Here is a 25261-nt window from a genome sequence, read left to right as displayed (position 1 = left end):
CGGGCGCACCTTTTGACAGACTGGGGAGATCATGCCGCCCGAGCCCGCAGAATCCCCGCTCGCGGGCTGGCGATTCACGGGCGAGCTGCGCACGTATCAGGCGGAGGTCCTCACTCGCCTGCCGGTCGGCGGACGCGGCCCGCTGCACGTCGTCGCCCCTCCCGGATCGGGCAAGACCCTGCTCGGTCTGCTGCTCGCGGCACGCGAACGGCACCGGACGCTCGTGCTCGCGCCGACCGTCACGATCCGGCACCAGTGGGTACGTACCGCGCGGGAACTCGCGCCGGACCCGGCATCCGTCTCCGACGACCCCGACAGGATCGCCGACCTCACCGCGCTCACCTACCAGGCGCTCAGTGTCACCGGCGACGGCTCCCCCTTCGACGATCTGGCCCGGGTGGTCTGGGCCGAGGAACTGGTCGAGGCGGGGCGAAGCGAAGCGGACGCCGGGACCTGGCTCGCGGAACTCGAGATCGACAATCCGGCGCAGTACCGTTCCGGCATCCGTCGTCGCACACGCCGGTTGCGCTCGCAGTTCGCCCGCCGCAATCCCGCCGAGCTCGCTCGAGTGCTGCACCCGAACGCCACGGCGCTCATCGACCGCCTCGTCGACGCCGGGGTGCGCACGATCGTGCTCGACGAGTGCCATCACCTGCTCGACCACTGGGCGTTGGTCGTCGCGTATCTCGCCGCGCGGATCCGCGAGACGGGCGTCGAGCCGCTCCTGATCGGACTCACCGCGACCCTGCCGTCGCCCGACGACGAGACCGAGTTCGAGAACTACAACGGGCTGCTCGGCGAGGTCGACTACGAGGTCCCGACCCCGGCGGTGGTGAAGGAAGGGAACCTCGCGCCGTACCGTGACCACGTGCTGTTCACCGAGCCGACGCCGGCGGAGGCCGGATTCATCCGCCGGCACGAGGAGCTGCTCCATTCGACGATCGTCGACGTGCTGTCGACCGCCGACGGCATCGCCTTCCTCGAGGAGCAGCTGCAACCGGTCGGCGACGACGCCGACGACGACACCCTCACCCGAGTCGACCGCGCGTTCTCCGCGGACTTCGCTCTGTCCCGGTCGTGCGCGGTGGTACTGCGCGAGGTCGTGCCGCAGCATCCGCTCGTCGCCGCGATCCCGCAGGTGCTGCTCGACCGCTGCACGACCGACGATCTGCTCACCGTGCTCGTGCGGTTCGCGCAGGCCCGTCTGCTGGCCGATCCCGCCGCGTCGAATCAGTGGGAGTACGTGCGCCGCTCGCTCGCCGACTTCGGCTATCTGCTCACCGATCGGGGGCTGCGCCGCGGCCGGAACCCGGTCGAGACGACGCTGGCCTCGTCGGCGGCGAAGGACGCCGCGGCCGTCGAGATCCTGCACCGCGAACTCGCGAGCGACGACGGCGAGCGCATCCGAGCCGTCGTGGTGACCGATTTCGTGACCCACGGAAACCGGCGCGGAGCGGATGCCGCCGCCGGCGCACTGCGCACGTTCGACGCCCTCGCGGCCGACCCCGTGATCGCGCCGCTGCGACCGGTGCTGCTGACGGCGCAGCACCTCCGCGTGCGGGCCGACGACGCCGCGATGCTCGCGCCGATGCTCGCAGACCTCATGGGCGCCCCGGTCGACATCGGCGATGACCTCGGCGCCACCCGAGATCTGCGCGCAGCGGGTGTCGGCACCGGACGCATCGTCGCCGCGGTGTCGGAGCTCCTCCGTCGCAGCGAGGTGCGCGTTCTCGTGGGCACGCGCGGCCTGCTCGGCGAGGGGTGGGACTGCCCCGCCGTGAACACGCTCATCGACCTCACCGCGGTCGCGACGTCCTCCGCGACGCAGCAGTTGCGGGGCCGCACCCTGCGCCTCGACCCGGAGTGGCCCGAGAAGGTGGCGCACAACTGGTCGGTGGCGTGTCTGATCCCCGCCGATGTCGCTCTCGACGACACGAGCGAGCCGGATCGTCTGCGTCGCAAGCACTCGCACCTGTGGGGACCGAGCGGCGACGGCGACGGGCGGATCGTGAGCGGGCTCGCCCACGCGATGCCCTCGGACGCCATCCGCGAACTCGAGGACGTGCTCGACAAGCATCCGGATGCCTCCATCCGCGGCGTCGACGACCGGCTGCGGGCCGCGTGGCCGGCGCGAACGGCTACACGGTCGGAGTGGCGCATCGGCGAGCCGTACGCGGCGCGCGAGCGCGACGAGATCACGGTGCGGCAGGTGGCGTCCGCTCCCCTGTTACGCACCGCCGATGTCGCGCGCGCCGACGGCACCACCTCGGCCGCGGGAGGAGCGCTCGGCGTCGGTATCCTGCTCGCGGTACTCGCGGGGCAGGGACTCGTCGTGCATCCGTTGCTCGGTGCCGCTCTCATCGCGGCAGGCGGTGCGCTGGCCGCCGCGACCACGCTCCTTCCGTTGCTCGGGCGCACCCTGCGCGATCGCCGTCATCCCGCCGAGGTGTATCGGCTCGCCGCGCTGGCCATCGCCCGCACCCTCCGCGATGCGGGTCGTATCGGTCTCTTCGACGAGACCGACATCGTCGCGCGCGTCGGCGCCGACTCCCGGGTGCGCATCGAACTGGGCGGCACGGCCGGAGATCGCCGGCTCGTGACGGATGCCGTCGAAGAGCTGTTCTCGGCGGTGCGCACACCCCGGTTCCTCCTGCGGATCGACCGCGGGGCCGCCGGATCCACCCGCCTGCTCGAACGGCTCGCCGACCGTCTCTCTCCCGGGCGCACACTCCTTCCCGTCCCGCGCATGATCGGGCGACGGCGCAGCGATGCGGAGCTCTTCGCACGCCAGTGGACCCTGCTCATCGGCACGTGCACCCTGCACGAGCTGCAGGGTGCACAGGGACTCGCCCTGCTCCGCGTCGCCCGCAGCAGCGAAGGGCGCCTCGACGCCGCGCAGCCCCGCGCCCGCGTCTGGGGGTGAGAGCGCAGGCGCTCACGGACGTGCCGCGAAGCACAGTGTTCTGCCAGCCCCACGCCGCTCCCGTGCGGGTTACGATCGAGTAACGCGCGCTGCAGCGCCGACCGAGAGGGAACGCATGACGGACAACTCCCCCCTGATCACGGCCGAACAGTTCGCCGCCCAGACCTCCGCGATCCTCACCTCCGTGGGAGAGGTGATCGACGGGAAGCCCGATGCGGTGCGCAGCGCGCTGATCTGCCTGCTCGCCGAGGGCCATCTCCTCATCGAGGACGTCCCCGGAGTCGGCAAGACCATGCTGGCACGCGCCCTCGCGGCGAGTGTCGACGCGACCGTGCGCCGCATCCAGTTCACCCCCGATCTGCTCCCGGGTGACGTGACCGGCGTCTCGGTCTACAACCCGGTGGACCGCGAGTTCGAGTTCAAGCGCGGGGCGATCTTCGCGCACATCGTCATCGCCGACGAGATCAACCGCTCCTCCCCCAAGACGCAGTCGGCTCTGCTCGAGGCGATGGAGGAGCGCCAGGTCACGGTCGACGGTTCGACGCACGCCCTCCCCTCGCCGTTCCTGGTCGTCGCGACCCAGAACCCGCTCGAGATGGAGGGCACGTACGCCTTGCCCGAGGCGCAGCGCGACCGCTTCATGATGCGCATCTCGATGGGCTACCCGGATGCCGCGGCCGAGGCGTTGATGATCCGCCAGCGCGACGTGGTGAACCCGCTCGCGGCCGTGGCCGCGGTCGCCGACGCCGACGCCGACACGATCTCGCAGCTCATCGCGTGGGCGCGCGCCGTGCACGTGGCCCCCGCCCTCGAGGAGTACACCGTCGCCCTCGCGCAGGCCACGCGCTCGGACCCGAGCCTGCACCTCGGGGCGAGCCCCCGCGCGACGCTGCAGCTGATCCGGGCCGCGAAGGTCTGGGCGGCGCTCGACGGCCGCGACTTCGTGATCCCCGATGACGTGACCGCTCTCCTCATCCCGGTGTTCGCGCACCGGCTGCTGCCCGCCCGTGGCGCGCACCGTGCGGGAGCCCAGCCGGTCGAGACGGCGCTCGCCCACATCGTCGAGCGCGTGCGCGTGCCCGTCGCGAGCCGCGTCTGAGCGCATCATGCCTCGCCGCCGATCCCTGACCCGCCGCGGTGCGGGCGCCCTCGTGGCGGCACTGCTGTGCGTGATCGGGGCCAACGTCGTCGCCGCACCGATCCTGCTCCACATCGGCATCCTGCTCGCTCTCGTCACCGCGTTCTCGGCCCTGATGGCCTGGCTGCCACGTCGCACGGGTACCGTCGCCCGGCAGGTCTCGACCGACCTGCTCACGGTGTCGGAGACCTCGCACGTCAGCATCCGCTTCGCCCTGCGCTCGCTGCGTGTGCCGCACGCGCTGTGGCACGACACCCTTCCCGACGCCGTCAGCGGCGATGCCGGCGGCGAGTACCCGCCGGCGTCCGGGCAGCTCGGGTACCGCATCACGGGTGTGCGCCGCGGGGTCTGGCCGATCGGTCCCCTCGTGCTGCGCACCGTCGACCCGTTCGGTCTCGCGCAGCGCGAGCAGGAGTTCGGTGAGACGCGCACGGTCACGGTCGTGCCCGAGGTCTTCGCACTCGCGCCCCTCGCCGTGCGTGTCGGTGCGGCCGGTGGCACGGCCCACACGTCGTCGACGCGCCTCGGCCAGGGCAGCGACAATCTCTCGCCGCGGTTCTACCTGCCGGGCGACTCGATGCGCCGCATCCACTGGCGAGCGACCGCGCACCGGGGGCAGCTCATGGTGCGGCAGGAAGAGGAGGAGTCGAGCCCGGACGCGATCGTCGTGCTCGATCGCAGCGCCGAGCGCTGGGATCGACCGGGGGAAGAAGCGGATGCCGCGTTCGAGGCGGCGGTCTCGCTCTGCGCCTCCGCCGCCGTGCACCTCGCCGACGAGGGCTACGGCGTCGACGTGATCGACAGCGCGGGCGTGCTCCTCGGCACCCTGCGCGGCCACGAGGACGACCGCGATGCTCTGCTCGTGGCCCTCGCGCTGATCGCCCCGCGCGGCGACCACCGCGATGTGGCGACGCTCATCGGCGGCACCCCGCCCGGCCCCCTCGTCTACATCACGGGCCGACTGTCGGAGGACGACGCCGCCGCGTTGCGCACGGCCGGAGCGGCCGCGGGCATCCTGCTCGCCACCGGGCCCGAGCAGGGTGCGGCCGAGGCCGCGACGCGCAACGGCTGGTCGTTCGCGCCGCTCGGCGACGACGTCGCCGCGGCGTGGGCGGATGCCCTTCCGGAGCGGATCGGAGTCGGCGATGTTCCGAGCTGAGCAGTCGGCGAGCAGCTCCTCCCGACGACCGGGTTCCCGCTCCCGCACGAGGATCCCGTGGCATCGCGACGAGGAGACCCCGGCAGCCGTTCTCGCGCCGTCGGTTCTCGCCGCGGTCGGCGGCCTCGTCACGATGTGGCCCTTCACCTCGGTGATCGAGCCGGGATCCTGGTCGTTCGCGGTCGTCTCGGCGGTCACGCTCATCCCGCTCGCCGGTCTCGTGATGCGTGTGCTGCTGCGGTACCGACCCGCGTGGCTGCGCGACGTCGGCACCCTGCTCGTGCAGCTGTTCGTGGCCATGGCACTGGTCACACACGTGACGGCGGGCGACACGGCGTTCTTCGGGGTCGTCCCGTCGCCCGCCACGCTCTCGACCTTCGGGGCGTTGACGGGCGCGGCCTGGCAGGAGGTCGCCGTCGGCTCCGCGCCCCTCGCCGCCTCGCACGGGCTCGCCGCGACGATGGCGCTCGGATTCGCACTCGTCGCCGTGCTGCTCGATCAACTCGCCACGGCGCGTGCGGCGATCCTCCCGATCCTTCTGGTCGGCCTCGTCGGGTCCATCCCGATGATCATCACCCTCGGCGACGCGAACGTCGTCTGGTTCGTGCTCTTCGCCCTGTTCGTGCTCGCACAGTTGCGCTACGCGACGCGGACCGATCCGCGGACACCGCGTCGTACGTCGGCATCCGTCGGGGTGGGTATCGGCGCCGCGGCCATCGCCACGACCCTCGTCGTCGTGCCCGGCCTGCCGCTCGCGGCCGGACTCACCGGCACCGGAACGGGCATCACGGTCGACGCGTCGCTGAGGTTGGGCGACGACCTGCGTCAGCCGAATCCGGTCGAGGTGCTGACGGTGGCGACCGCGGGCGGTTCGGCGCCCTACCTGCGTCTCACGACCCTGTCCGACTTCGACGGAGAGGTGTGGCAACCCGATCGCGGAGGTCTGCAATCGCAGGCCGACGGCTTCGGCGACCCCGAGTGGGGCGCCGACGTCGAGGTGACGGAGGCGACGACCTCGATCCGCATCCTGCGCATGTCGAGCTCCTGGCTGCCGGTCCCCTATCCCGCGACCGACATCCAGGGCGTTCCCCGCGCGTGGCGGGTCATGCCCGACAACCGCACACTCGTCTCGCGCAATGCGGATGCCGTCGGCGCCGACTACACGGTCTCCTCGGTGCGCGTGAACCCGACGCTCGAGCAGATCCGCGCGGTCGATGCGGCGGCCCCGAACATCTCGGACGACGACGCCGACGTCGAGATCCCCGAGATCGTCGGAGAGCTTGCCCGGGAGGTCACGGGCGCCGAGGTCACGGACTACGACCGTCTACTCGCTCTGCAGGATTGGTTCCGCAGCGAGTTCACGTACTCGCTCGACACCCCGGTGGAAGAGGACTTCGACGGCACCGGAGCGGATGCGGTCGCCCGGTTCCTTGACGTGCGTTCGGGATACTGCGTGCACTTCGCCGGCGCCTTCGCCCTGATGGCCGAGAGCCTGGGCATGGAGACCCGGATCGTGGTGGGGTATCTCCCCGGATCGCTCACCGGCGAGAAGCGCGGCGACGAGTCGATCTACTCGGTCACGAGCGATCGTCTGCACTCCTGGCCCGAGGTGCTCTTCCCCGGCATCGGCTGGGTGCCCTTCGAGCCCACGGCCTCGCTCGGGGTGCCGACCGACTTCCGTGCGGCGGTGACGGGCTCGACCAGTTCCGACAACACCCCGTCCGACGCTCCGGAGTCGACCGCGCCGCAGGCCGAGCAGACGACGGCCCCCGAGGTCGATCGCGAGGATGCCGGCGACAACAGCTCGTCGTCGACCGAGCTGCGCACGGTCGACCCGACGCCGGTGCTGTTCGTGGTGCTCGGCGCGATCGTGGTGCTGCTGCTCCCCGCGCTCATCCGCACCGTCGTGCGGGCCCGCCGCCGGGATCGGGCTCGCGACGGCGATGCCGGGGCCGCGTGGACCGAGGTGCGGAGCACGCTCATCGATCTCGGCATCCCGCCCTCCGACGCCGAGTCTCCGCGGGTGAGGGCGGCCGGGCTGATCCGCGAGCGGGGAGTCGACGCGGCGGCGATGGAGCGCCTGGCCGATGCGGTCGAGCGTGCGACCTACGCGCGCTCCGGAGCGGATGCCCCCGACCTCGCGTCGGATCTCCGCACGGTGCTGCGCGATCTCCGGCGCAGCGTCGATGCGCCGTCGCGCACGCGTGCGCTCCTGGTGCCCCGCTCACTCTTCGCGGCCCCAGGAATCGACACGCTCACCGCGACATAGACACAACCGTGCCGGCCGGCCCGATCGCGGAGGCGGCCGTCGCACGGAGGCGACCGTCAGGCGGCGTGCTGCGCGCAGGCGACCCGGTCGCAGTCCGCGCAGACCACGAACTGCGTGCGACACGAGAGGTCGGGGCAGTTCGCGGTGCGCGAGGTCGCGGCGCCGCATCCGACGCACTCCCCGATGACCGCCGCGTGGTCGGAGAAGTCGACCGATCCGCGCTTGTCGAAGACGTACAGCGAGCCGTCCCACAGGCCGTCGTCGCCGTACGTCTCGCCGTACCGCACGATCCCGCCCTCGAGCTGGTAGACCTCGCCGAACCCGCGGGCGGTCATGAGGCTCGACAGCACCTCGCAGCGGATGCCGCCGGTGCAGTAGGTCACCACGGGCTTGCCCTTGAGGCCGTCGTAGGCGCCCGAGTCGAGCAGGTCGACGAAGTCGCGGGTCGTCTCGGTGTCGGGCACGACCGCCCCGCGGAAGCGTCCGATCTGCGCCTCGAGCGCGTTGCGTCCGTCGAAGAACACGACGTCGTCGCCGCGCTCGGCGACCAGTGCGTGCAGGTCTTCGGGGCTCAGGCGCGTGCCGCCGCCGATCACGCCGTTCTCGTCGACCGCCAGCTCACCGGGGGCACCGAACGACACGATCTCGTCGCGTACCTTCACGCTCAGCTTCGGGAAGTCGAGGCTGCGCCCCTCGGCATCGACGCCGGTGCCCTCGCTCCACTTGATGTCGGTGTTCGCGAAGAGGGCGTAAGAACGGAAGGAGCGCGCCCACTTCTTGAGGACCGGAAGGTCTCCGCCCAGGGTGCCGTTGACGCCGTCCTTCGAGATGATCAGCCGGCCGCGCAGGCCGAGTGCCTCGCCGAGGTCGCGCTGCCACACCCGGATCGCCTCGGGATCGGCGAGCGGGGTGAACACGTAGAAGAGGACGATCTTGGGGGTTGCCACCTCAAGATCGTACGCCGACCGAATGCAGGGGCGACCTCGTCATGTGTGTGGAGGGTGACTGCCCTCGCTTTGACGCCGACGGGGGGGAATCTATGAAGTCATACCAATGGAACGTCGTGACGGGCGTCCTCTACCTGCTGACGACGGTCTTCCTATTGCTCCAGAGCGACGCCTTCACGATCGGCTGGTCGAATATCGCCTGGTACACCGTCGCGACGATTCTCGTGACGGTCACTGCCTCAGTCGTCAGTTTCGTCACCGCCTGGCTCGATCGCAGACGATCACGCGGCGTAGAGGCGGCGTCACAGGACACGCCGCGCATCGGATAGGATGGACAAGTTGTTCCCTGGTGACGTGTCCGAGCGGCCGAAGGAGCACGCTTGGAAAGCGTGTGTTGTGCAAGCAACCGCGGGTTCGAATCCCGCCGTCACCGCCAGATGACGAAGAAGGCCCCGCATTCGTGCGGGGCCTTCTTGCATCTCCGGCGGTAACCGCGCTCAGCCTGCGAAGGTCACCCCGTAGCTCTGCCCGCCGGGCGCTGCGGGCAGCGGCGTCATGCCGAGGCGCTCGTAGAACGCCGCGGCGCCGGTGTTCGCCGGGTCCATGCCCAGGTGCAGGCCCTTCACCCCACGACGGGAGAGCTCGTCGAACAGCGTCTCGATGAGGCGGCGTCCGAGGCCCTGTCCCTGCGTCTCGGGCAGCAGGTCGATGTGCAGGTGCGCGGGATACGCGGCGGCGTTCGCCTCGGCGCCCGGGCGGCGCCCGTAGGCGTACGCGAGCATCTTCTCCTCGCGCGTCTGCGGGTCGACGGGCTGTGGGAAGCGATCGGCGAACCGCGGCCACCATTCGTCGCGGAACCACTGCTCGAAGGCATCCGTGTCGTCGGTCGCGACGATGTACCCGATCACCCGCTCGTCCTCGGTCTCGACGACCCAGGCCAGGCTCGGGTCGCGCTCGACATACGGCACGGCGAACAGCAGACCCCAGAGCTCGTCGTCGGAGAAGACCCCGGTCGCGTCCTCCCCCGCATCGGCGGTGCGTACGCAGACTTCGAACAGCGCGGCGCGATCGGACGGACGGTACGAACGGATGCTCGACACGGGAACTCCTCAGTGAGTGGGGGCGTCGGTGGGTGGCGCGTCGTCCAGACTATCGGCGGGCGGCTCGGCCTCTCCGGGGCGCCGTACCCACGGCAGCAGCCACGCCGCGAGCAGGAGCACGACCCCCGCACCGAGCAGGGCTCCGCCGATCGTGTCGGTCGCCCAGTGCACCGACAGGAAGGTGCGCGACAGCGCCATCAGCACGATCCAGACGGCGCCCGCGACACGGACCCATACGTTCGGGAACAACACGGCGAACACGAACGCGAGGGTCGCAGCATTGGCGGTGTGACCGGACGGGAACGACCCGTAGTCGCTGAGCACCAGCATGTCCTCGGGGCGTGCGCGTCCGAAGAGGTGCTTGAGCAGCTGCACCGCGCCGGCACTCGCGAGGAAGGCGAGCGCCGCGAAGACGGCAGAGCGCCAGCGGCGCGCCAGCAGAAACGCGATGATCACGACGAGAGGCACGAGGTAGACCGCGACCCAACCGCCGCCGACGGTGTCGAGTGCATGGGCGAAGGCGATCATCCCGTCGGAGCGGAACGACACGACCAGGTCGTTCCACCATGCGTCGAAGACGAACGGATGCGCCACACCGAGGGTGATCAGGGCGCCGAGTGCGAACACCAGCACGAGGCATCCGACACCCGACCACACCAGCATCCGCCTGTTCATCGCCCCATTCTGTCGGATGCCCCCTGAGAATCCCGGCGAAGCGCCCGACCGCTCAGGGAGTGAGCAGGCCGACGGTGCGCGGGCGCACGACGAACCAGAGCGCGAGGATGCCGATCGCGGCGCACCCGGCCATGACCGCGGCCATCGTCGTCGCCGTGATCCCCGCATCGTGCGAGACCCAGCCGACGACCGGCGAGATGAGTCCCGCGACGCCGAAGTTCGTGGCGCCGAGGATCGAGGCCGCGGTGCCCGCCGCCTTGCCGTGACGGTCGAGGGCCAGCACCTGCACATTCGGGAACGTGAAACCGCACGCGGTCATGAACACGAACAACGGGATGACGGTGCCCCAGAGCCCGAGGCCGAGCTGGTCGGTCACGATGATGGCGGTGCCGGCGAGCAGCAGTACCGATGTCGAGTACGCGAGCACCCACTGCGGGCCGAAGCGCGCCGCGAGCCGCGACGCGGTCTGCACGCCGACGACGACGCCGAGCGAGTTCACGGCGAAGAGCAGACCGTACTGCTGCGGGTCGAGCCCATGCGTCTGCTGGAACAGGAACGGCGACGCCGACAGGTACGAGAAGAGGCCCGAGAAGGTCATGCCGCCGACCACGAGCACGCCGAGGAACACCCGATCCGAGAGCACCGAGCGGTAACGCTGCAGCACCGTGGCGCCGCCGCCCTGACGACGGGCGGCCGGGAGGGTCTCAGGGATGAAGATCAGGGTCGAGACCAGCATCACGACGCCGTAAGCCGCGAGCACGCCGAAGATCCCGCGCCAGGGCATGAGCGTCAGCAACCACGATCCGATCAGCGGCGCGACGACGGGCGCGACGCCCGACACGAGCGCGAGGCGGGAGAGCATCACGACGAGCCGGCGCCCGCCGAACAGATCGCGCACGATCGCCATGGCGACCACACCGCCCGCCGCGGCACCCATTCCCATGAGCACGCGCGAAGCGCTGAGCAGCTCGAGCGTGGGTGCGAACGCGGCGGCGAGGCTCGCGAGCACGTGCAGCGCCGTCACGATGATGAGCGGGAGCCGTCGACCGATCTTGTCGCTGAGGGGGCCGACGAGCAGCTGCCCGACCGCGAAGCCGATCATGGTGCCGGTGAGCGTGAGCTGGATCGCGGCGGCGGTCGTCTGGAAGTCCTCTTCGAGCACCGGGAAGGCCGGCAGGTAGAGGTCGATCGTGAACGGACCGAGAGCGGTGAGCGCGCCGAGCAGCACGATGTAGAGGGCGCGTCGGCCGTTCGAGATCGAGTCGCCCGGGTGCAGCATGATCGGCGCCGTCGACGGGTTGGATCCGAGCGTGCGGATCGCTCCCGTCGAAGTGGGGATGCGGATGCTGCCGGTCGCCGTGCGTTCGGGCGCAGCGGGCGCGGGAATCGTCGGGACGGAGTCGGTGCGAGGAGCGTCGGGCACGACGGCCTTTCGGAGCGAGGGCGGATGGTCGAATCGATTCGAACCAGCCACCCATTCTACGGGCACACCCGCACCCCGGGTGCCCTCAGGCGTCGATGCGAGCGAGTCCCTGCTCGAGGTCGGCGATCAGGTCGCGCACGTCCTCGATGCCGACCGACAGGCGCACCACGTTCTCGGGAACCGCGAGAGCGGTGCCGCGCACCGAGGCGTGCGTCATGTCCGGCGGGTAGCCGATCAGCGACTCGACACCGCCGAGCGACTCCGCGAGCTGGAAGATCTCCGTCGACTCCGCGAAGGCCTTGGCGGCGGCGGGGCCTGCGACGAGGGCGAGCGACAGCATCCCACCGAAGCCGCTCATCTGACGGGCCGCGATGTCGTGGCCGGGGTGCGAGGCGAGACCCGGGTAGAAGACGCGCTCGAACTCGGGGCGGCTCTCGGCCCACTCGGCGATCGCCTGCGCGTTCTCGGAGTGCTGACGCACCCGCACCGCGAGCGTCTTGATACCGCGGGTGGTGAGCCAGGCATCGAGCGGGGCCGACACGGCTCCGACCGCGAACTGCTGGAACTTGATCGCGTCGTAATGCGTGTCATCGCCGAACACGACCGCGCCGCCCAGCACGTCGGAGTGCCCGCCGAGGTACTTGGTCGTCGAGTGCACGACGAGGTCGGCACCGAGGGCGAGCGGCTGCTGCAGCGCCGGCGAGGCGAAGGTGTTATCGACCACCACGACGGCACCGGCCGCATGCGCGACCTCGGCGACGACCGCGATGTCGACGATCTTGAGAAGCGGGTTGCTGGGGGTCTCGAGCCAGACGATCTTCGTCTCGGGGCGGATCGCCTGGCGCACCGCATCGAGGTCGCCGAGCTCGACCGTGGTCGTCTCGATGCCCCACGGTGCGAGCACGCGGGTGAGCAGGCGGTACGTGCCGCCGTAGACGTCGTTGCCGAGGACGACGTGATCGCCCGGCTTCAGGATGCCGCGCAGCAGCGCGTCTTCGGCGGCCAGCCCCGAGGCGAACGAAAGCGCCGAGACGCCGCCCTCGAGCGCCGCGAGCTGGATCTCGAGCGACGACCGGGTGGGGTTGCCCGCTCGGTTGTACTCATAGCCCTCGCGGAAGCCGCCGATGCCGTCCTGCACGTGGGTCGACGCCTGGTAGATCGGCGGGATGATCGCGCCGGTACGGGCGTCGGGTTCCTGACCTGCGTGGATGGCTCGGGTGGCGAAGGAGTGCTCGGACATGCCCCTCAGCCTACGTGCGGGCTCCGCGGCTGCGGCGATCCTGTTACGTCGCGCGTCACTTCGAGAGGTACGCGAGCAAGTCCTGTCGGGTCAGAACGGTGTGCGGCTTGCCGCCCTCGGTGACGAGCAGCGCATCGGCGTCGGCGAGCGCGGCGCGCGCCTGCGCGACCGACGCATGGATGCCGATGAGCGGCAGCCGCTCCCCCACGTGATCGCCCACGGCGTCGGTGGCATGACCTTCGCCCCGGAACAACAGGTCGAGCAGACCCTTCTCGTCGACCGTTCCCACGACCTCGCCCATCATCACCGGCGGCTCGGCGCTCAGCACCACGAGCTGCGACACCTCGTACTCGGTCATCATGCCGATCGCCTCGAGGACGGTGTCGGTCGGGTGCGCGTGCACGAGGTCGGGGATCGCCGATCCCTGCCGCGCGGCGCGGGCGGAGATCACGTCGGCGACGGTCTCGCCCTCCTCCACCTCGCTGAAACCGTAGGAGCGCATCCACCCGTCGTTGAAGATCTTGCCGAGGTACCCGCGTCCGCCGTCGGGAAGGAGCACGACCATCACGGCATCCGCGGGCAGATCCTTCGCGATGCGCAGCGCGCCCACGACGGCCATGCCGCTCGATCCGCCGACGAGGATGCCCTCCTCGCGAGCGAGGCGGCGGGTCATCGCGAACGACTCGGCGTCGCCGACCGCGACGATCTCGTGGGGCACCTCCGGGTCGTACGATCCGGGCCAGATGTCCTCGCCGACGCCCTCGACGAGATACGGCCGCCCGGTTCCGCCGCTGTAGACGCTGCCCTCCGGATCGATGCCGATGATGCGCACGCGGTCGTCCGAGACCTCGCGCAGATAGCGCCCCGTGCCGCTGATGGTGCCGCCCGTGCCGACGCCGGCGACGAAGTGCGTGACCGTGCCGTCGGTGTCGCGCCAGATCTCGGGACCCGTCGTCTCGTAGTGGCTGCGCGGACCGTTGGGGTTCTCGTACTGGTTGGGCTTGAACGCGCCCGGGATCTCGCGCGCCAGCCGGTCGCTCACGCTGTAGTACGACTCGGGGCTGTCGGCCGGCACCGACGTCGGCGTCACGACGACCTCGGCCCCGTAGGCGCGCAGCACGTCGATCTTGTCGTCGCCGACCTTGTCGGGCACGACGAAGACGCAGTTGTAGCCGCGCTGCTGCGCGACCAGGGCGAGACCCACGCCGGTGTTGCCGCTCGTCGGCTCGACGATCGTGCCACCCGGCTTCAGCTGACCCGCCGCCTCCGCCGCATCGATGATGCGCGAGGCGATGCGGTCTTTCGACGAGCCGCCGGGGTTGAAGTACTCGAGCTTCACGAGCACCGTGCAGTCCACGCCCTCGGTCACGTGCTGGAGCTTCACGAGGGGTGTGTCGCCGACGAGGTCGACGATCGAATCTGCGTACTTCATACGTTCAGCGTAGAACGACGGATGCCGTGGCGCAGAAGTGTTGCGCCACGGCATCCATGTGTTGGTTCCTGAGCCTGTCGAAGGGCTAGCCCTTCGTCGCGCCGGCCAGCAGGCCGCGCACGAAGAAGCGCTGGAGGGCGAAGAACACGATCAGCGGGATGATGATCGAGATGAACGTTCCCGCGGACTGCAGGAACCACTTGTTGCCCCAGGTGCCCGACAACGAGTTGAGGGCCTGGGTGATCGGCAGCGCGCCCGGCGAGGCGAAGATCGTCGCGACGAGCAGGTCGTTCCAGACCCAGAGGAACTGGAAGATACCGAACGACGCGATCGCCGGAGCCGCCAGCGGCAGGATGATCCGGAAGAAAACCTGACCGTGACCGGCGCCGTCGACGCGGGCCGCCTCGATGATCTCGCCGGGGATCTCCGAGATGAAGTTGTGCAGCATGAACGTCGCGAGCGGGAGCGCGAAGATCGCGTGCGCGATCCAGACGCGGGCGAAGCTGTACTGCACGTCGTTCAGCCCGAAACCGGGGAAGATCGGTACGTCGTTGATCGTGAGCCCCTCCGAGAACAGGCTCAGCAACGGCACCAGGGCCATCTGCAGCGGCACGATCTGCAGCGCGAAGACGAACACGAACAGCATGCTGCGACCCTTGAAGTCGATCCACGCGAACGCGTAGGCGGCGAGCGCCGCCATCACGATCGGGAAGACCGTCGCGGGGATCGTGATCGCCAGCGAGTTGACGAACGCCGAGGCGAGCGTGGTCGAGGTGCCGCCCGAGTTCCACGCCTGGACGTAGTTGTCGAGCGTGAATTCGGGGTTGGTGAAGACCGTCCACCATCCCGAGGTCTGCGTGTCGGCACCGGGACGGAACGAGGTGACGAACAGTCCGAAGGTCGGGATCGTCCAGAAGATGGCGATGATCGCGGCGGCGATCGTCGCGCCCTTCGACGTCAGCTTCTTGTGGGCGATCGCCTCGTTCTTGCGGGTGTCGCGAGCGACCTGCCGCTTGGTGCGGTTGTCCTTCGTGACGAGGAGTTCTGTGGCGCTCATCAGCGGATCTCCCTCTGCTTGGCCATCGATCGGGCGTTGTAGACGATCAGGGGCAGCACGAACAGGAACAGCACGACGGCCAGAGCCGAGGAGTGTCCGTAGCTCTGGAACCTCTGCTGCTGGTTGACCATCTCGAATCCGAGCACGCTGGTCTCGTCACGTCCACCGGTCATGACGGCGACGATGTCGTACACCTTCAGCGAGGCGATCGTGATCGTGGTGAGCACGACGATCAGGGAGGAGCGGATGCCGGGAACGGTGACGTTGCGGAATCGCTGCCACGCGTTGGTGCCGTCGAGCTCGGCGGCCTCCATCTGCTCGATCGGCACGGCCTTGATCGCCGCAGACAGGATCACCATCGCGAAGCCCGTCTGCGTCCAGATGAACACGATCAGGAGCATCAGGGTGTTGATCACCGGCTTGATGGCGAGCCACTGCACCGGGTCACCGCCGAACGCGGTGACGATCGCGTTGAGCAGACCGATCTGGTCGCCCTGGCGGGCGTCGTACATGAATTTCCAGATGATGCCGGCGCCGACGAACGAGATCGCAACGGGCATGAAGACGAGCACCTTGAGGATCTTCTCGCCGCGGGCCCGGTCGATGAACACGGCGTAGGCGAGACCGATGATCACCGAGATCACCGGGGCCAGCAGCGCCCACAGGAGCGTGTTGATGACCGAGGAGGTGCCGACCGGGTTGGTGAAGACCCAGACGTAGTTCTCGAACCCGACGAAGTTCGCGCCGGTCTTGTCGAAGAACGACTTGAAGATCGTCGAGATCGCCGGGTAGATCAGGCCCAGGATGAGCATGATCGAGGCCGGGGCCATGAAGAGCACGAGCTGGAAGAGATAGCCGGCTCCCTGACGGGCACGGAAGTCGGCGAAGAACAGCAGCGCGCCGACCAGCAGGGCGATCGCCACGACGTACAGCACGGCGTTCTGATAGGGGCGCAGCAGCAGGAACGCGAGCACCGGGATCACCAGGCAGGCCACCAGCCGCATGATGAAGTACCCGCGACCCGGGCGCGGGGCGAACTCGATGAGCACCAGGATGATGCCGACGACCACGCCGAAGACGACGAGGATTACGGGGATCTGCACGAGCGGGTGCATGCCACCGAGAGCCACGAAGAAACTGTTGAGCGAGAACCCGATCGTCGTGCGTGCGGACTCTTCGGTGGACGTGGTGAAGACGAGGAGGAGGGCGAGGGCGACGAGCACGACGAAACCGATCGCGAGAACGGTGCGCGTGATCGCGCGCCCCTTCGGATCGGCGCCGTGCCTCGTCACCGGAAGTTCGTCGGCCTCGACGGACTTCTCGATGGTCGCTTGCGACATGGGAGTCCCCTTCTGAGTACTGCTGCGTACTCGGGCGATTGGATGGGAGGAGCGGGGCCGGGCTTCTCAGCCCGACCCCGCTCAGCTCACGCTGATCGTAGCGAGACGATCAGTTCTCGTAGCCGGCCTGGATGTCGGAGAGCACCGTGTCGGTGTCCTTGCCGTCGATCCAGTCGACCATGCCCTTCCAGAACGAACCCGAGCCGACGGTGGCCGGCATCAGGTCGGAGGCGTCGAAACGGAACGTCGTCGACTCGTTCTGCATGATCTTCATCGCGTCGGTGAGGAACTGGCTCGAGGCGAGGGTCGCGTCGGCGTTCTTGTTGGCGGAGATCACGCCGCCGAGCGACACTCGTGCGTCGGCGAACTCCGGCGAGGCCATGAACTCGAGCACCTGCTGGGTCGCGTCGTCGTCGGAGAAGGCCGCGACGAACTCGCCGCCGCCCTCGACCTGCAGCTCACCGGCCTTCTCGCCCGGCATGATGAACGCGTAGACGTCGCCGTCTTCCGCGACCTCGGGAACCGCGCCCTCGGCCGTCTCGGTGTCGAGGAAGTTCGCCGACAGGAACGAGGCCTGGTGGGTGAGGGCGCAGTCGCCCTTCGCCACGGCCGAGGCCACGTCACCGAAGGCGGTGGAGTTGATGCTCTTCACATCGCCGTATCCCGCGTTGACGTAGTCCGGGTTGAGCAGGATCTCGCCGACCGCGTCGAACGCCTCCTTGATCTCCGGGTCGGTGAACTTGACCTCGCCGTCGACCCACTGGTCGTAGACCTCGGGGCCGGACTGACGGAGCACGAGGTCCTCGATCCAGTCGGTGCCCGGCCAGCCGGACGCCGCCTCGGACGAGAAGCCGGCGCACCAGGCAGGGCCGCCGGTCTTGTCGACGATCGTCTGGGTGAGGGTCATCATCTCGTCCCACGTGGTCGGGACCTCGACACCCCACTCGGCGAACTGCTTGGGCGAGTACCAGACGTAACCCTTGAGGTTCGCGAGCATCGGCGCCGCATAGAACGTGTCGTCGAAGGTGCCGTACTTCTTCCAGTCCTCGGACCAGTTCTCGTCGACCGCGGCCTCGACGGCCTCGGGGGCCGCCATGACCTTGCCCGTGTCGACGAGGGTCTTGAGCAGACCCGGCTGGGGGACGATCGCGATGTCGGGGGCGTCGCCACCGGTGACCTTGGTCACGATGTTGCCCTCGAAGCCCTTGTCGCCCGTGTACTCGACGGTGATGCCGGTGTCTTCGGTGAACTGCTCGAAGGACTTGTTCAGGTCGTCAGCCTCGACGCCCGTGATACCTCCGGAGATGCGGACGGTGGTCTTCGCATCTCCACCGCCGTCGCCGCTGCCGCCCTCGGCGCAGCCGGCCAGAACCAGGGTCGCCGCTCCGACGAGCGCGATCGGTGCAAGAAGGCGGTATCGCTGTGACAAAGCCATTTACTTCTCCTCTTCAGGTGGATCATCCGTCCGCCCAAGGGAGCAATCGCCGCAACCATTGGGGAACCGATTCCAGGTAAACCTACAGACCTTTCCTCCCGCGGCACAACTGGGGAATGTCACAAGATCGCATCCTTTCGAGGCATATCGGGATGCGAGATGGGAGCGCTCTCATCCTTTTCCTGTGGAACCGGTTCCTTTTCGGCGCCGTGACCGGTTACGCTGACTTCGGCGCGTCCCCCCGCGCGCCGGCGTCGATGTGCGGAACGGACCCCTCGATGCCGAGGGTGGTCGAGGAGGACCGATGAGCAAGATCGCCGACGTCGCAGCCCGCGCCGGCGTCTCGAAGGCCACCGCCAGCAGGGCCCTTAGCGGCCGGGGCTACGTCTCGGAGGAGACACGACAGCGCGTGGAAGAGGCCGCAGCCGAACTGTCGTACGTCGCCCACTCCTCCGCCACCAGCCTCGCCACCGGGCGCACACAGACCGTCGGGGTCGTCATGCCCCCGGTCGACCGCTGGTTCTTCGCCGAGCTTCTCGCCGGCATCCAGGAGGCGCTGTTCGCCCTCGACTACGACCTCGCCCTTTACGGGGTACCCGAAGGGTCCGAGACGCGCGAGCGCCTGTTCTCGAGCGTGCTCCCCCGCCGCCGCTTCGACGGGATCATCGCCGTCGGCATCCAACCCAGCGCCCACGAACTCGAGCGCCTGCAGCAGACCGGACGCCCGCTCGTCAGCGTCGGACCGTACAGCGAGGGGTCGAGCGCGGTGTCGATCGACGACGCCGCCGCCGCGCGCATCGCCACCGAGCACCTCATCGAGCTCGGACACACATCGATCGCCTTCGTCGGCGGAACGACGGATCCCGCCGCCCTCAGCTACGGCGACGAGAAGCGCATCGACGGCTATCTCGCCGCCCTCGGCACCGCCGGCATCGCCGATGAGGCCCGCGTCGCGGGCTCGGGCCCGACGCTGTCCGAGGGGTACGCCGCGGCGGTCGGCCTGCTCGGTGATCGGCGCCACCGCCCGACCGCGATCGTCGCGGTGTGCGATGAGGCCGCGATCGGCACGATCATCGCCGCCCGGCGCCTCGGCATCGCCGTGCCGACGGAGCTCAGCGTCGTGGGCATCGACGATCACGAGCACGCCGAGCTGTTCGCCCTGACGACGATCCGACAGTCACCGCGCGACCAGGGGCACGACGCGGTCCGCCTCCTCACGCGGAGGATGGATGACCCGGATGCCGCCGTCGAGCAGGTCGCCGCGGCATCCGCTCTCGTGGTGCGCGGCTCGACCGCCGCGCCGCGCTGACACCCGACCGCGCCTTAACGCACGAATGCCCCGACCGGAGCCGGGGCATTCGTGAAGCGTTCAGACGCGATTACTTGAGGGTAACCGTGGCGCCTGCCTCTTCGAGAGCAGCCTTCGCCTTGTCGGCGGTCTCCTTGTTCGCGCCCTCGAGCACGGCCTTGGGAGCACCGTCGACGACGGCCTTGGCCTCGCCGAGGCCCAGCGAGGTGAGCTCGCGGACCGTCTTGATGACCTGGATCTTCTTGTCACCGGCCGACTCGAGGATGACGTCGAAGGAGTCCTTCTCGTCCTCAGCCTCGGCAGCGCCAGCGCCACCCGCAGCGCCGGCGACGGCGACGGGTGCAGCAGCGGTGACCTCGAACTTCTCCTCGAACGCCTTCACGAACTCGTTGAGCTCGATGAGGGTGAGGCCGGCGAACTGCTCGAGCAGCTCCTCGGTGGAAAGCTTCGCCATGATGTATCTCCTAGATAGATGGGGTTTGTAGACGAGATCGCCGGTCGCTTACGCGGCCTCTGCGGTCTCCAGCTTTTCGCGAAGCGCGTCGATGGTGGCGGCAGCCTTGCCCATCGTCGCCTTCATCATGCCCGCAGCCTTCGCCAGCAGAACCTCACGGCTCTCGAGCGAGGCGTACTTGTTGACCTCGTCGGCGGTGAGGGCGTTGCCCTCGAAGATGCCGGCCTTGATCACGAGAAGCGGGTTGGCCTTGGCGAAGTCACGCAGAGCCTTGGCGGTGGCGACGAAGTCGCCGTGCACGAACGCGACGGCCGACGGACCCTTGAGGTCGTCGTCGAGCGCCGTGATGCCGGCCTTGTTGGCCGCAAGCTTGGTCAGCGTGTTCTTCACCACGGCGTACTCAGCGTCCTGACGGATGCTGTTGCGCAGCTCCTTGAGCTGGGCAACCGTCAGACCGCGGTACTCGGTCAGCAGGACGGCGGACGAGTTCTCGAATGACTTCGTGAGCTCGGCAACCGATGCATCCTTCTGCGCCATGGTCACTCCTTGGTGTGTACGAGGCGCCGCACGGTGGTGGGGCGCCGACCTGGACCGCCCGCAACAACGAGAAAAGCTCCGGCGCAAGCGCACGGAGCTTTGAGAAGATCGTGACACCTGCGCGGGCCCCTGCGATGCAGAGCTTCGATCGGCGAGTGCCTGCGCACTCATCGATGACCGGCGGTCTTCGGTTGGTATAACTCTACCCCACGGCATCCGCTCCCCCAAATCGCGGCGGTCTCCCGAGTACACCTCGCTGCCAGGGCCGCCGAGACCCCCGCTTCTTGCCGACGCCCCCGCTCAGAAGCGCGCGCAACAGGGGGCGTCGGCGGAAGACGGGGGCGTCGACAAGGCGAAGAGCAGCACTCGTGATTAGCCGGGCGGGTGGACGCCGAAGGCCGAGAGTCGCGCACCGAGGATGCCTGAGCTGCGGATGTGCTCGTTCCCCCACCTGATCAGGCGCCACCCCGTCACTCCCCGAATGTCGTCCTCGCGCCGTTTCTCCTCCAGAAGGACTTCCTGCGTCGACCTGCCTTGAAGGAGATCGGGATCCAGGTATTTCCCTTCGCCGTCGAACTCGCCGAACACGCGAGCCCCGCGGAAGGCGAAGTCCAGCCAGTACTGGTTGCCTCTCGCGCCGACGACGGACTCTTGAAGACTGAGGTTGCGGAAGCCGAGCCGCGCGAGATGGAGCCGACTGACGCTCTCTCCCGGAAGTTGCGCGCGACCGTCGGCGAAGGCGATCACGCGGCGCGCCACTCGCACCCCGCGCGCACGGCTTTCGCCGAGACGGGATCCGAGCCGCTCGCGCCAGTCGCCCGCAACCTCGGCATCCTGCTCGTGTTCTCTGACCGCGACGTGACGGAGCGCGGCATCCGCCAGAGATACCGCTGCTGCCACGGGCAGCGTGCGTGCGGCGTCGATGACCGTGCGATCCATCGACGTGCAACGGATGCCGTCGACCGTGACGATGTCGTGCAGATCGATCTCGCTCCGAGGGTGCCACAGGATGCCCGCACGCGTGCGTCCGTGACGAGTGCCGTCGAGGAGCGCGTGCACAACGGCGGGCCTATGCCGGTAGAGCGGCAGTCCCCAGAGCACAGCCGCAGATTCCCCGGAGAAGACCGGCCCCTCTCCATCGGCATTGAGATGCGCGGCGAGGACCTTCAGAAGATGCTGTCCCTCACTCCACAGACCTCGCCATGCGTCACCCTCGACGTACCACCCGCGTCGAACCCGGACGAGATCTCCCTCCGCCACACCTGTGCCGATCTGACGATCCGTCCATTGCTGGGACAGCAACTGGTCGCGGGAAGCGAGCAGTGGTCGTGCCGTGGAGAGGTCGAGCGTTCGGGGCATCCGTCGATCCTGCTCCTTTCTCCGGCACCCCGCGCAGCCAGATCGCTCGCAGGCCGCTCCACAGCGACAATTCGCCGAGTCCCCTGCATGTGCAGACCAAGTGCCCGCGCCGACACCGCCCCCATGTGTTGCCCGCGCCCCCTGTTGCGCGCGCACGTAAGCGGGGGCAGCGACGAGAACAGGGGGCGACGGAGAAGGCGGCGTGTGGGGGCGGGGAGGTCGGAGGGCGGGGTTAGGCTCGATGGGTGACCCCCGAACTCGCCGCACGCATCGTCGCGGACTCGCGCGACCGCGTCGCCTGGCTGCGGGCCCGGTCACGAGGGATCACGGCGACCGATGTCGCCGGCCTCACCTCCGAGAAGTCGATCGCGCGCGCGGCGGAGTCCAAACTCGGGGGCGGCCCCCGCTTCGGCGGCAACGCCTACACCGACCACGGTCGGCGCCGCGAACCCGAGATCGCCGCCTGGGTCGCGGCGACCCACGGCATCCTGCCCTCGTCGGCCCTGTTCCGGGCCGAGGTCGAGCACCGGCACCTGGCGACCCCCGACGGCATCGCGGTCGACGCCGACGGCCGCGTCAAGCTCGCCGAGATCAAGACGACGAACAAGGCGTTCCGCGGCATCCCCCGCACGTATCTCCGCCAGGTGTGGTGGCAGCAGCACGTCCTGGGAGCCGAGCGAACCCTCTTCGTCTGGGAGGAGCACGTCGACTTCGCCCCGATCCACGACGAGCCGCGGTGCGTGTGGATCGATCGCGACGACCGTGAGATCGCGAAGCTGGTCGGCCTCGCGACCGACCTCATCGACGAGCTCTACCGCCGCACGACCGGTCAGCAGGTGCCGAGCCGCACACCGGATGCCGTGGCCAGCCGCCGCGAGCAGTTGCGCGAGCGCGACGCGTTCCGCGCCCTCGCCCTCGCCGACTGAGCAAGCGACGGCTCGACGCCGCCGGTCTCAGGTGCAGGACGAACCGATTCCCAGCGCGCCCACATTGAGCGTGCGCACCGCGCCGACGGACACCCACGATGTACCGACGAGCAGGTTGTTCACCGTCATCGTCGTCGAGCTGCCGAGCAGGTTCGCGAGCAGGCTCACCAGAAGCCCCTGGTTGAGGAAGGCCGTGTGCGTGTAGAGCCCGTTGGACGGACCGGTGGTCGTGATGTTCGCCGTCGGAACGACCGCGGTCGTCGTACCCTGCTGCAGTGTCAGCCGCACGCCGTTCGCGGGGTACGGCGAGGTCCACACCAGCGTCACGCTCTCGAAGATGCCCAACGCGTTGTTCACCGCCGTGCATCCCGTGATCGTCGGCGCCGGCACTCGGAACGCGGTGAAGGTTCCCGACGCGACGAACTCGGTGTCGGTGAACCGCGCCTCGGTGGACTGCACCGTCGCGACCGTGCCGCCGGCGGCGAGCAGCGACAGTCCCAGGACGCCGGCGAGAATCCGCCGTCTCCGTCCGCCCGGCGTACGAGACCGCTGCCGCCCGGTCATGCGCCACCCCCGGGCGTCTGCCCATCCCGGCCGTCGCGCCGGCGCAGCACCGCCAACCCGACTCCGGCCGCGGCCAGACCGGCACCCGCACCGATCACCCACGGCGCGACTCCGCCTCCCGTCGCCGGGAGGGGAAGCGGGAGCGGGTCGCCGGGACCGGTGACGACGGCCTCCCCCACGCCTTGCGCGTGCACCCTCACATCGGTGACGCCGTTGTCGTCGTCGGCGCCGAGGGTGATCCACAGCCGCAGATGAGCGACGTCGGTCGAGGGGAACGCGGCGAGCGCGACCTCGGAACCGTCCCGCGGGATGCTCCACTCCGATTCGAGCTCTTCGGCGCCGCCCGGGCATCCGCTCTCCTGCCACTCCCGCATGCAGAGAGCCGCGTCGACGAGAAGGGGTGCGTCGCCTGCGGCGCTCACGGCGATCGTGACGGTGCCCGGGTCGGGCGGGTCGGCGCTCACCGCGATGTCCCACTGGACGGGCTCGCCAGGCAGCAGCCGCGAGGCCTGCGCCCAGTCGGCGACCGAGACGAGGCGCAGTACGCGTCCCTGGATCACCTCGGTCGTCGGAGCGGCCCAGGCAGGACCGGCGACCAGGATTCCGGGCGCGGCGACGAGGATGCCGGCGGCGATGATCGACGGCACGAGTAGCACGGGACGACGCGTCATACGACACCGTCCTGCCTGCGGCTCGCGGCCGACCCCGACCGCGGCCAGAATGCCCAGATCACGAGCACCGTTGCCCCCGCGGTCAGACCGCCGAGCACCCACGGGTCCCCCATCCCGACGATCACCGAGGCGATGCCGGGGATCGAGAAGAGCACGGTCCGCACCGAGGTCACCGGGTACGGGAAGGGGTCGTCGGTGGCGTTGGCGTCACCGCGCATCGTGATGACGCGCTCGGCGTCGCTCGCGCCGGGTTCGATCGCGGTGACGCGGTGCGTGACGGGCAGTTCGCCCTCGCGATCGACCGTGACGACGTCGCCCACCTGCACCTGAGCGGCCTCCACCCGCTGCACGACGGCCACGGACCCGGCGGGGATCGTCGGCGACATCGACCCCGTGCGGAACATGATGAGCGTGATGTTCGCCGTCATCGCGAGGATCACCAGCACGATGCAGACGACCCCCGCCACGGCGGCGATCCACAGGGCGAGGTCGCCGAGCATCCGTCCGACGCCTCCGCGACGGCGCGGTGCGGCGGGTGCCGGTGCCATCGCGGGCGCGCCCGACAGGGCCGCCTGCTCGCGCAGGCTCCGCCTCGTGGTCGGCGTGCTCATCAGCCCTCCTCGCGTCGTCACCCGTCGGCGCCGTCAGCTCGACGTCCCCTGGATCTGCCAGGTCTGCGTCATCGTGAGCCCCTGCGCCGCGTTGACCGCTGTCGTCGGAAGAGTCACGGCGACGCAGTAGTTCAACTGATTGGCGCCGTTCGCGGTCACCGCCTGCGGCACGGTCGTCGTCGCGGCGCCGTTGGTCGTGAGCGCCGATCCGTCGGCGACGACGACTGACGTCGAGGCGGATGCCGCGGCGTACGTCGCGGCCGTGCACGACAGACTGGGGGTCGCCGCCGTCGGCACGAGCCGGACCCCGTAGGTGAGGTACGTGGCGAGGCCGGTACCCCCGGGCGTGCCCGCGGTCAGTTGCAGCGTGCCCGCACCGGACGGGTTCGCCGTCTTGACACTGAACAGCGCGTACGTCGTCGTGCCGGGCACCATGGCCGTGGGCGCGACGGCGAAGCTCAGTGTCGCCGCCGCCCCTGCCGTGGCATGGCTCGAGAACGTGGCGCCATCGGTCGCGCCGACGATGTCGAATCGTCCGGCGGTGAACGTCGCGGTCGCGTACTCGGAGTCGTTCCAGGCGGCGAGCGTCATCGCCGCGCCCACGCCGAAGACGAGCCCGCCCGCGAGGACGGACCGTATCCGGCGGGAGCGGAGTCGCTTCGCCTCCCGCATCGCTCTGCGGGTCTGCATGA

At 69.5% G+C, this 25261-nt stretch carries 23 protein-coding genes and 1 tRNA gene; 8 read left to right on the top strand and 16 right to left on the bottom strand.

What is annotated here, in order from left to right; translation table 11 throughout:
* Nucleotides 1-31 precede the first annotated feature (31 nt).
* From ACFY9N_RS11350 to ACFY9N_RS11335, 4 genes are all read left to right on the top strand, one after another.
* Nucleotides 32-2923, top strand: coding sequence for a DEAD/DEAH box helicase family protein (locus tag ACFY9N_RS11350; RefSeq protein WP_391478675.1), 2892 nt, complete (start codon nt 32-34; stop codon nt 2921-2923).
* 115 nt (nt 2924-3038) lie between these two features.
* The gene (locus ACFY9N_RS11345) at nt 3039-4022 is read left to right on the top strand and encodes an AAA family ATPase (RefSeq protein WP_391478673.1); all 984 of its coding nucleotides are present in this window, start codon (nt 3039-3041) and stop codon (nt 4020-4022) included.
* 7 nt (nt 4023-4029) lie between these two features.
* Entirely contained in the window at nt 4030-5220 is a 1191-nt protein-coding gene (locus tag ACFY9N_RS11340) for a DUF58 domain-containing protein (RefSeq protein ID WP_391478672.1), read from the top strand.
* The gene (locus tag ACFY9N_RS11335) at nt 5207-7489 is read left to right on the top strand and encodes a DUF3488 and DUF4129 domain-containing transglutaminase family protein (protein WP_391478670.1); all 2283 of its coding nucleotides are present in this window, start codon (nt 5207-5209) and stop codon (nt 7487-7489) included. The genes ACFY9N_RS11340 and ACFY9N_RS11335 overlap by 14 nt, the downstream gene beginning before the upstream one ends.
* 56 nt (nt 7490-7545) lie before the next feature.
* Here ACFY9N_RS11335 and ACFY9N_RS11330 read toward each other — a convergent pair whose 3' ends face one another.
* Nucleotides 7546-8436 (bottom strand): rhodanese-related sulfurtransferase, encoded by an 891-nt coding sequence (locus ACFY9N_RS11330; protein WP_391478668.1) that lies wholly within the window; start codon nt 8434-8436, stop codon nt 7546-7548.
* Nucleotides 8437-8528: 92 nt separating this feature from the next.
* Between ACFY9N_RS11330 and ACFY9N_RS11325 the strand changes: the two genes are divergently transcribed.
* On the top strand, nt 8529-8765 hold the full coding sequence (locus ACFY9N_RS11325; protein WP_391478667.1) for a hypothetical protein: 237 nt from the start codon (nt 8529-8531) through the stop codon (nt 8763-8765).
* A gap of 19 nt (nt 8766-8784) precedes the next feature.
* Nucleotides 8785-8872 (top strand) — tRNA-Ser (locus ACFY9N_RS11320).
* Between the two features lie 61 nt (nt 8873-8933).
* On the opposite strand, the gene ACFY9N_RS11315 is transcribed toward ACFY9N_RS11320, so the two are convergent.
* The 8 genes from ACFY9N_RS11315 to ACFY9N_RS11280 all read right to left on the bottom strand — a co-directional run bounded on the left by ACFY9N_RS11315 (nt 8934) and on the right by ACFY9N_RS11280 (nt 18138).
* On the bottom strand, nt 8934-9536 hold the full coding sequence (locus tag ACFY9N_RS11315; protein WP_391478665.1) for a GNAT family N-acetyltransferase: 603 nt from the start codon (nt 9534-9536) through the stop codon (nt 8934-8936).
* 9 nt (nt 9537-9545) lie between these two features.
* The gene (locus tag ACFY9N_RS11310) at nt 9546-10211 is read right to left on the bottom strand and encodes a phosphatase PAP2 family protein (RefSeq protein WP_391478664.1); all 666 of its coding nucleotides are present in this window, start codon (nt 10209-10211) and stop codon (nt 9546-9548) included.
* A 52-nt stretch (nt 10212-10263) separates the two neighbouring features.
* The gene (locus ACFY9N_RS11305; protein WP_391478663.1) at nt 10264-11634 is read right to left on the bottom strand and encodes a multidrug effflux MFS transporter; all 1371 of its coding nucleotides are present in this window, start codon (nt 11632-11634) and stop codon (nt 10264-10266) included.
* 85 nt (nt 11635-11719) lie between these two features.
* Nucleotides 11720-12874, bottom strand: a complete 1155-nt coding sequence (locus ACFY9N_RS11300) for a cystathionine gamma-synthase (RefSeq protein ID WP_391478662.1) — start codon at nt 12872-12874, stop codon at nt 11720-11722.
* Between the two features lie 55 nt (nt 12875-12929).
* Complete coding sequence (locus ACFY9N_RS11295) at nt 12930-14306, bottom strand: cystathionine beta-synthase (RefSeq protein ID WP_391478661.1); 1377 nt, start codon at nt 14304-14306, stop codon at nt 12930-12932.
* Nucleotides 14307-14391: 85 nt separating this feature from the next.
* Nucleotides 14392-15363 (bottom strand): carbohydrate ABC transporter permease, encoded by a 972-nt coding sequence (locus tag ACFY9N_RS11290; protein WP_391478659.1) that lies wholly within the window; start codon nt 15361-15363, stop codon nt 14392-14394.
* Nucleotides 15363-16703 carry a carbohydrate ABC transporter permease gene (locus ACFY9N_RS11285; RefSeq protein WP_391478658.1) on the bottom strand — a complete coding sequence of 447 codons (1341 nt, stop codon included), beginning with the start codon at nt 16701-16703 and terminating at the stop codon, nt 15363-15365. Before ACFY9N_RS11285 ends, ACFY9N_RS11290 begins: the two co-directional genes overlap by 1 nt.
* A gap of 109 nt (nt 16704-16812) precedes the next feature.
* Nucleotides 16813-18138, bottom strand: a complete 1326-nt coding sequence (locus ACFY9N_RS11280) for an ABC transporter substrate-binding protein (RefSeq protein WP_391478656.1) — start codon at nt 18136-18138, stop codon at nt 16813-16815.
* A 304-nt stretch (nt 18139-18442) separates the two neighbouring features.
* On the opposite strand from ACFY9N_RS11280, the gene ACFY9N_RS11275 reads away from it, so the two are divergent.
* Nucleotides 18443-19447, top strand: a complete 1005-nt coding sequence (locus ACFY9N_RS11275) for a LacI family DNA-binding transcriptional regulator (protein WP_391478655.1) — start codon at nt 18443-18445, stop codon at nt 19445-19447.
* Nucleotides 19448-19517: 70 nt separating this feature from the next.
* Here ACFY9N_RS11275 and rplL read toward each other — a convergent pair whose 3' ends face one another.
* From rplL to ACFY9N_RS11260, 3 genes are all read right to left on the bottom strand, one after another.
* Nucleotides 19518-19901 (bottom strand): 50S ribosomal protein L7/L12, encoded by a 384-nt coding sequence (rplL, locus tag ACFY9N_RS11270; protein ID WP_391478654.1) that lies wholly within the window; start codon nt 19899-19901, stop codon nt 19518-19520.
* Nucleotides 19902-19949: 48 nt separating this feature from the next.
* On the bottom strand, nt 19950-20438 hold the full coding sequence (gene rplJ / locus ACFY9N_RS11265) for a 50S ribosomal protein L10 (protein ID WP_391478652.1): 489 nt from the start codon (nt 20436-20438) through the stop codon (nt 19950-19952).
* Nucleotides 20439-20810: 372 nt separating this feature from the next.
* Nucleotides 20811-21797 carry a hypothetical protein gene (locus ACFY9N_RS11260; protein WP_391478651.1) on the bottom strand — a complete coding sequence of 329 codons (987 nt, stop codon included), beginning with the start codon at nt 21795-21797 and terminating at the stop codon, nt 20811-20813.
* A gap of 245 nt (nt 21798-22042) precedes the next feature.
* On the opposite strand from ACFY9N_RS11260, the gene ACFY9N_RS11255 reads away from it, so the two are divergent.
* Nucleotides 22043-22723, top strand: a complete 681-nt coding sequence (locus ACFY9N_RS11255) for a YqaJ viral recombinase family protein (RefSeq protein WP_391478650.1) — start codon at nt 22043-22045, stop codon at nt 22721-22723.
* A 27-nt stretch (nt 22724-22750) separates the two neighbouring features.
* Here the strand turns inward: ACFY9N_RS11255 and ACFY9N_RS11250 are convergent, their stop codons facing one another.
* The 4 genes from ACFY9N_RS11250 to ACFY9N_RS11235 are packed head-to-tail and all read right to left on the bottom strand — an operon-like array spanning nt 22751 to nt 25259.
* On the bottom strand, nt 22751-23287 hold the full coding sequence (locus ACFY9N_RS11250) for a hypothetical protein (protein WP_391478649.1): 537 nt from the start codon (nt 23285-23287) through the stop codon (nt 22751-22753).
* Nucleotides 23284-23958 carry an LPXTG cell wall anchor domain-containing protein gene (locus ACFY9N_RS11245; protein WP_391478648.1) on the bottom strand — a complete coding sequence of 225 codons (675 nt, stop codon included), beginning with the start codon at nt 23956-23958 and terminating at the stop codon, nt 23284-23286. Before ACFY9N_RS11245 ends, ACFY9N_RS11250 begins: the two co-directional genes overlap by 4 nt.
* Nucleotides 23955-24569 carry a signal peptidase I gene (locus ACFY9N_RS11240; protein ID WP_391478647.1) on the bottom strand — a complete coding sequence of 205 codons (615 nt, stop codon included), beginning with the start codon at nt 24567-24569 and terminating at the stop codon, nt 23955-23957. Before ACFY9N_RS11240 ends, ACFY9N_RS11245 begins: the two co-directional genes overlap by 4 nt.
* A gap of 33 nt (nt 24570-24602) precedes the next feature.
* Nucleotides 24603-25259, bottom strand: coding sequence for a SipW-dependent-type signal peptide-containing protein (locus ACFY9N_RS11235; RefSeq protein ID WP_391478645.1), 657 nt, complete (start codon nt 25257-25259; stop codon nt 24603-24605).
* Between the last annotated feature and the right edge of the window lie 2 nt (nt 25260-25261).

This window comes from Microbacterium sp. NPDC008134, from assembly GCF_042957055.1.
In the GTDB taxonomy this organism is placed as follows: Bacteria; Actinomycetota; Actinomycetes; order Actinomycetales; family Microbacteriaceae; genus Microbacterium.
Note: the sequence above shows the minus strand (reverse complement) of the source record. Positions and strands in the feature narration are given on the sequence as shown.

Coding starts and splice junctions, on each gene's coding strand:
- ACFY9N_RS11350 (WP_391478675.1), top strand. CDS start 32: ATGCCGCCCGAGCCCGCAGAATCCCCGCTCGCGGGCTGGCGATTCACG.
- ACFY9N_RS11345 (WP_391478673.1), top strand. CDS start 3,039: ATGACGGACAACTCCCCCCTGATCACGGCCGAACAGTTCGCCGCCCAG.
- ACFY9N_RS11340 (WP_391478672.1), top strand. CDS start 4,030: ATGCCTCGCCGCCGATCCCTGACCCGCCGCGGTGCGGGCGCCCTCGTG.
- ACFY9N_RS11335 (WP_391478670.1), top strand. CDS start 5,207: ATGTTCCGAGCTGAGCAGTCGGCGAGCAGCTCCTCCCGACGACCGGGT.
- ACFY9N_RS11325 (WP_391478667.1), top strand. CDS start 8,529: ATGAAGTCATACCAATGGAACGTCGTGACGGGCGTCCTCTACCTGCTG.
- ACFY9N_RS11310 (WP_391478664.1), bottom strand. CDS start 10,211: ATGAACAGGCGGATGCTGGTGTGGTCGGGTGTCGGATGCCTCGTGCTG.
- ACFY9N_RS11300 (WP_391478662.1), bottom strand. CDS start 12,874: ATGTCCGAGCACTCCTTCGCCACCCGAGCCATCCACGCAGGTCAGGAA.
- ACFY9N_RS11295 (WP_391478661.1), bottom strand. CDS start 14,306: ATGAAGTACGCAGATTCGATCGTCGACCTCGTCGGCGACACACCCCTC.
- ACFY9N_RS11290 (WP_391478659.1), bottom strand. CDS start 15,363: ATGAGCGCCACAGAACTCCTCGTCACGAAGGACAACCGCACCAAGCGG.
- ACFY9N_RS11285 (WP_391478658.1), bottom strand. CDS start 16,703: ATGTCGCAAGCGACCATCGAGAAGTCCGTCGAGGCCGACGAACTTCCG.
- ACFY9N_RS11280 (WP_391478656.1), bottom strand. CDS start 18,138: ATGGCTTTGTCACAGCGATACCGCCTTCTTGCACCGATCGCGCTCGTC.
- ACFY9N_RS11275 (WP_391478655.1), top strand. CDS start 18,443: ATGAGCAAGATCGCCGACGTCGCAGCCCGCGCCGGCGTCTCGAAGGCC.
- rplL (WP_391478654.1), bottom strand. CDS start 19,901: ATGGCGAAGCTTTCCACCGAGGAGCTGCTCGAGCAGTTCGCCGGCCTC.
- rplJ (WP_391478652.1), bottom strand. CDS start 20,438: ATGGCGCAGAAGGATGCATCGGTTGCCGAGCTCACGAAGTCATTCGAG.
- ACFY9N_RS11260 (WP_391478651.1), bottom strand. CDS start 21,797: ATGCCCCGAACGCTCGACCTCTCCACGGCACGACCACTGCTCGCTTCC.
- ACFY9N_RS11250 (WP_391478649.1), bottom strand. CDS start 23,287: ATGACCGGGCGGCAGCGGTCTCGTACGCCGGGCGGACGGAGACGGCGG.
- ACFY9N_RS11245 (WP_391478648.1), bottom strand. CDS start 23,958: ATGACGCGTCGTCCCGTGCTACTCGTGCCGTCGATCATCGCCGCCGGC.
- ACFY9N_RS11240 (WP_391478647.1), bottom strand. CDS start 24,569: ATGAGCACGCCGACCACGAGGCGGAGCCTGCGCGAGCAGGCGGCCCTG.
- ACFY9N_RS11235 (WP_391478645.1), bottom strand. CDS start 25,259: ATGCAGACCCGCAGAGCGATGCGGGAGGCGAAGCGACTCCGCTCCCGC.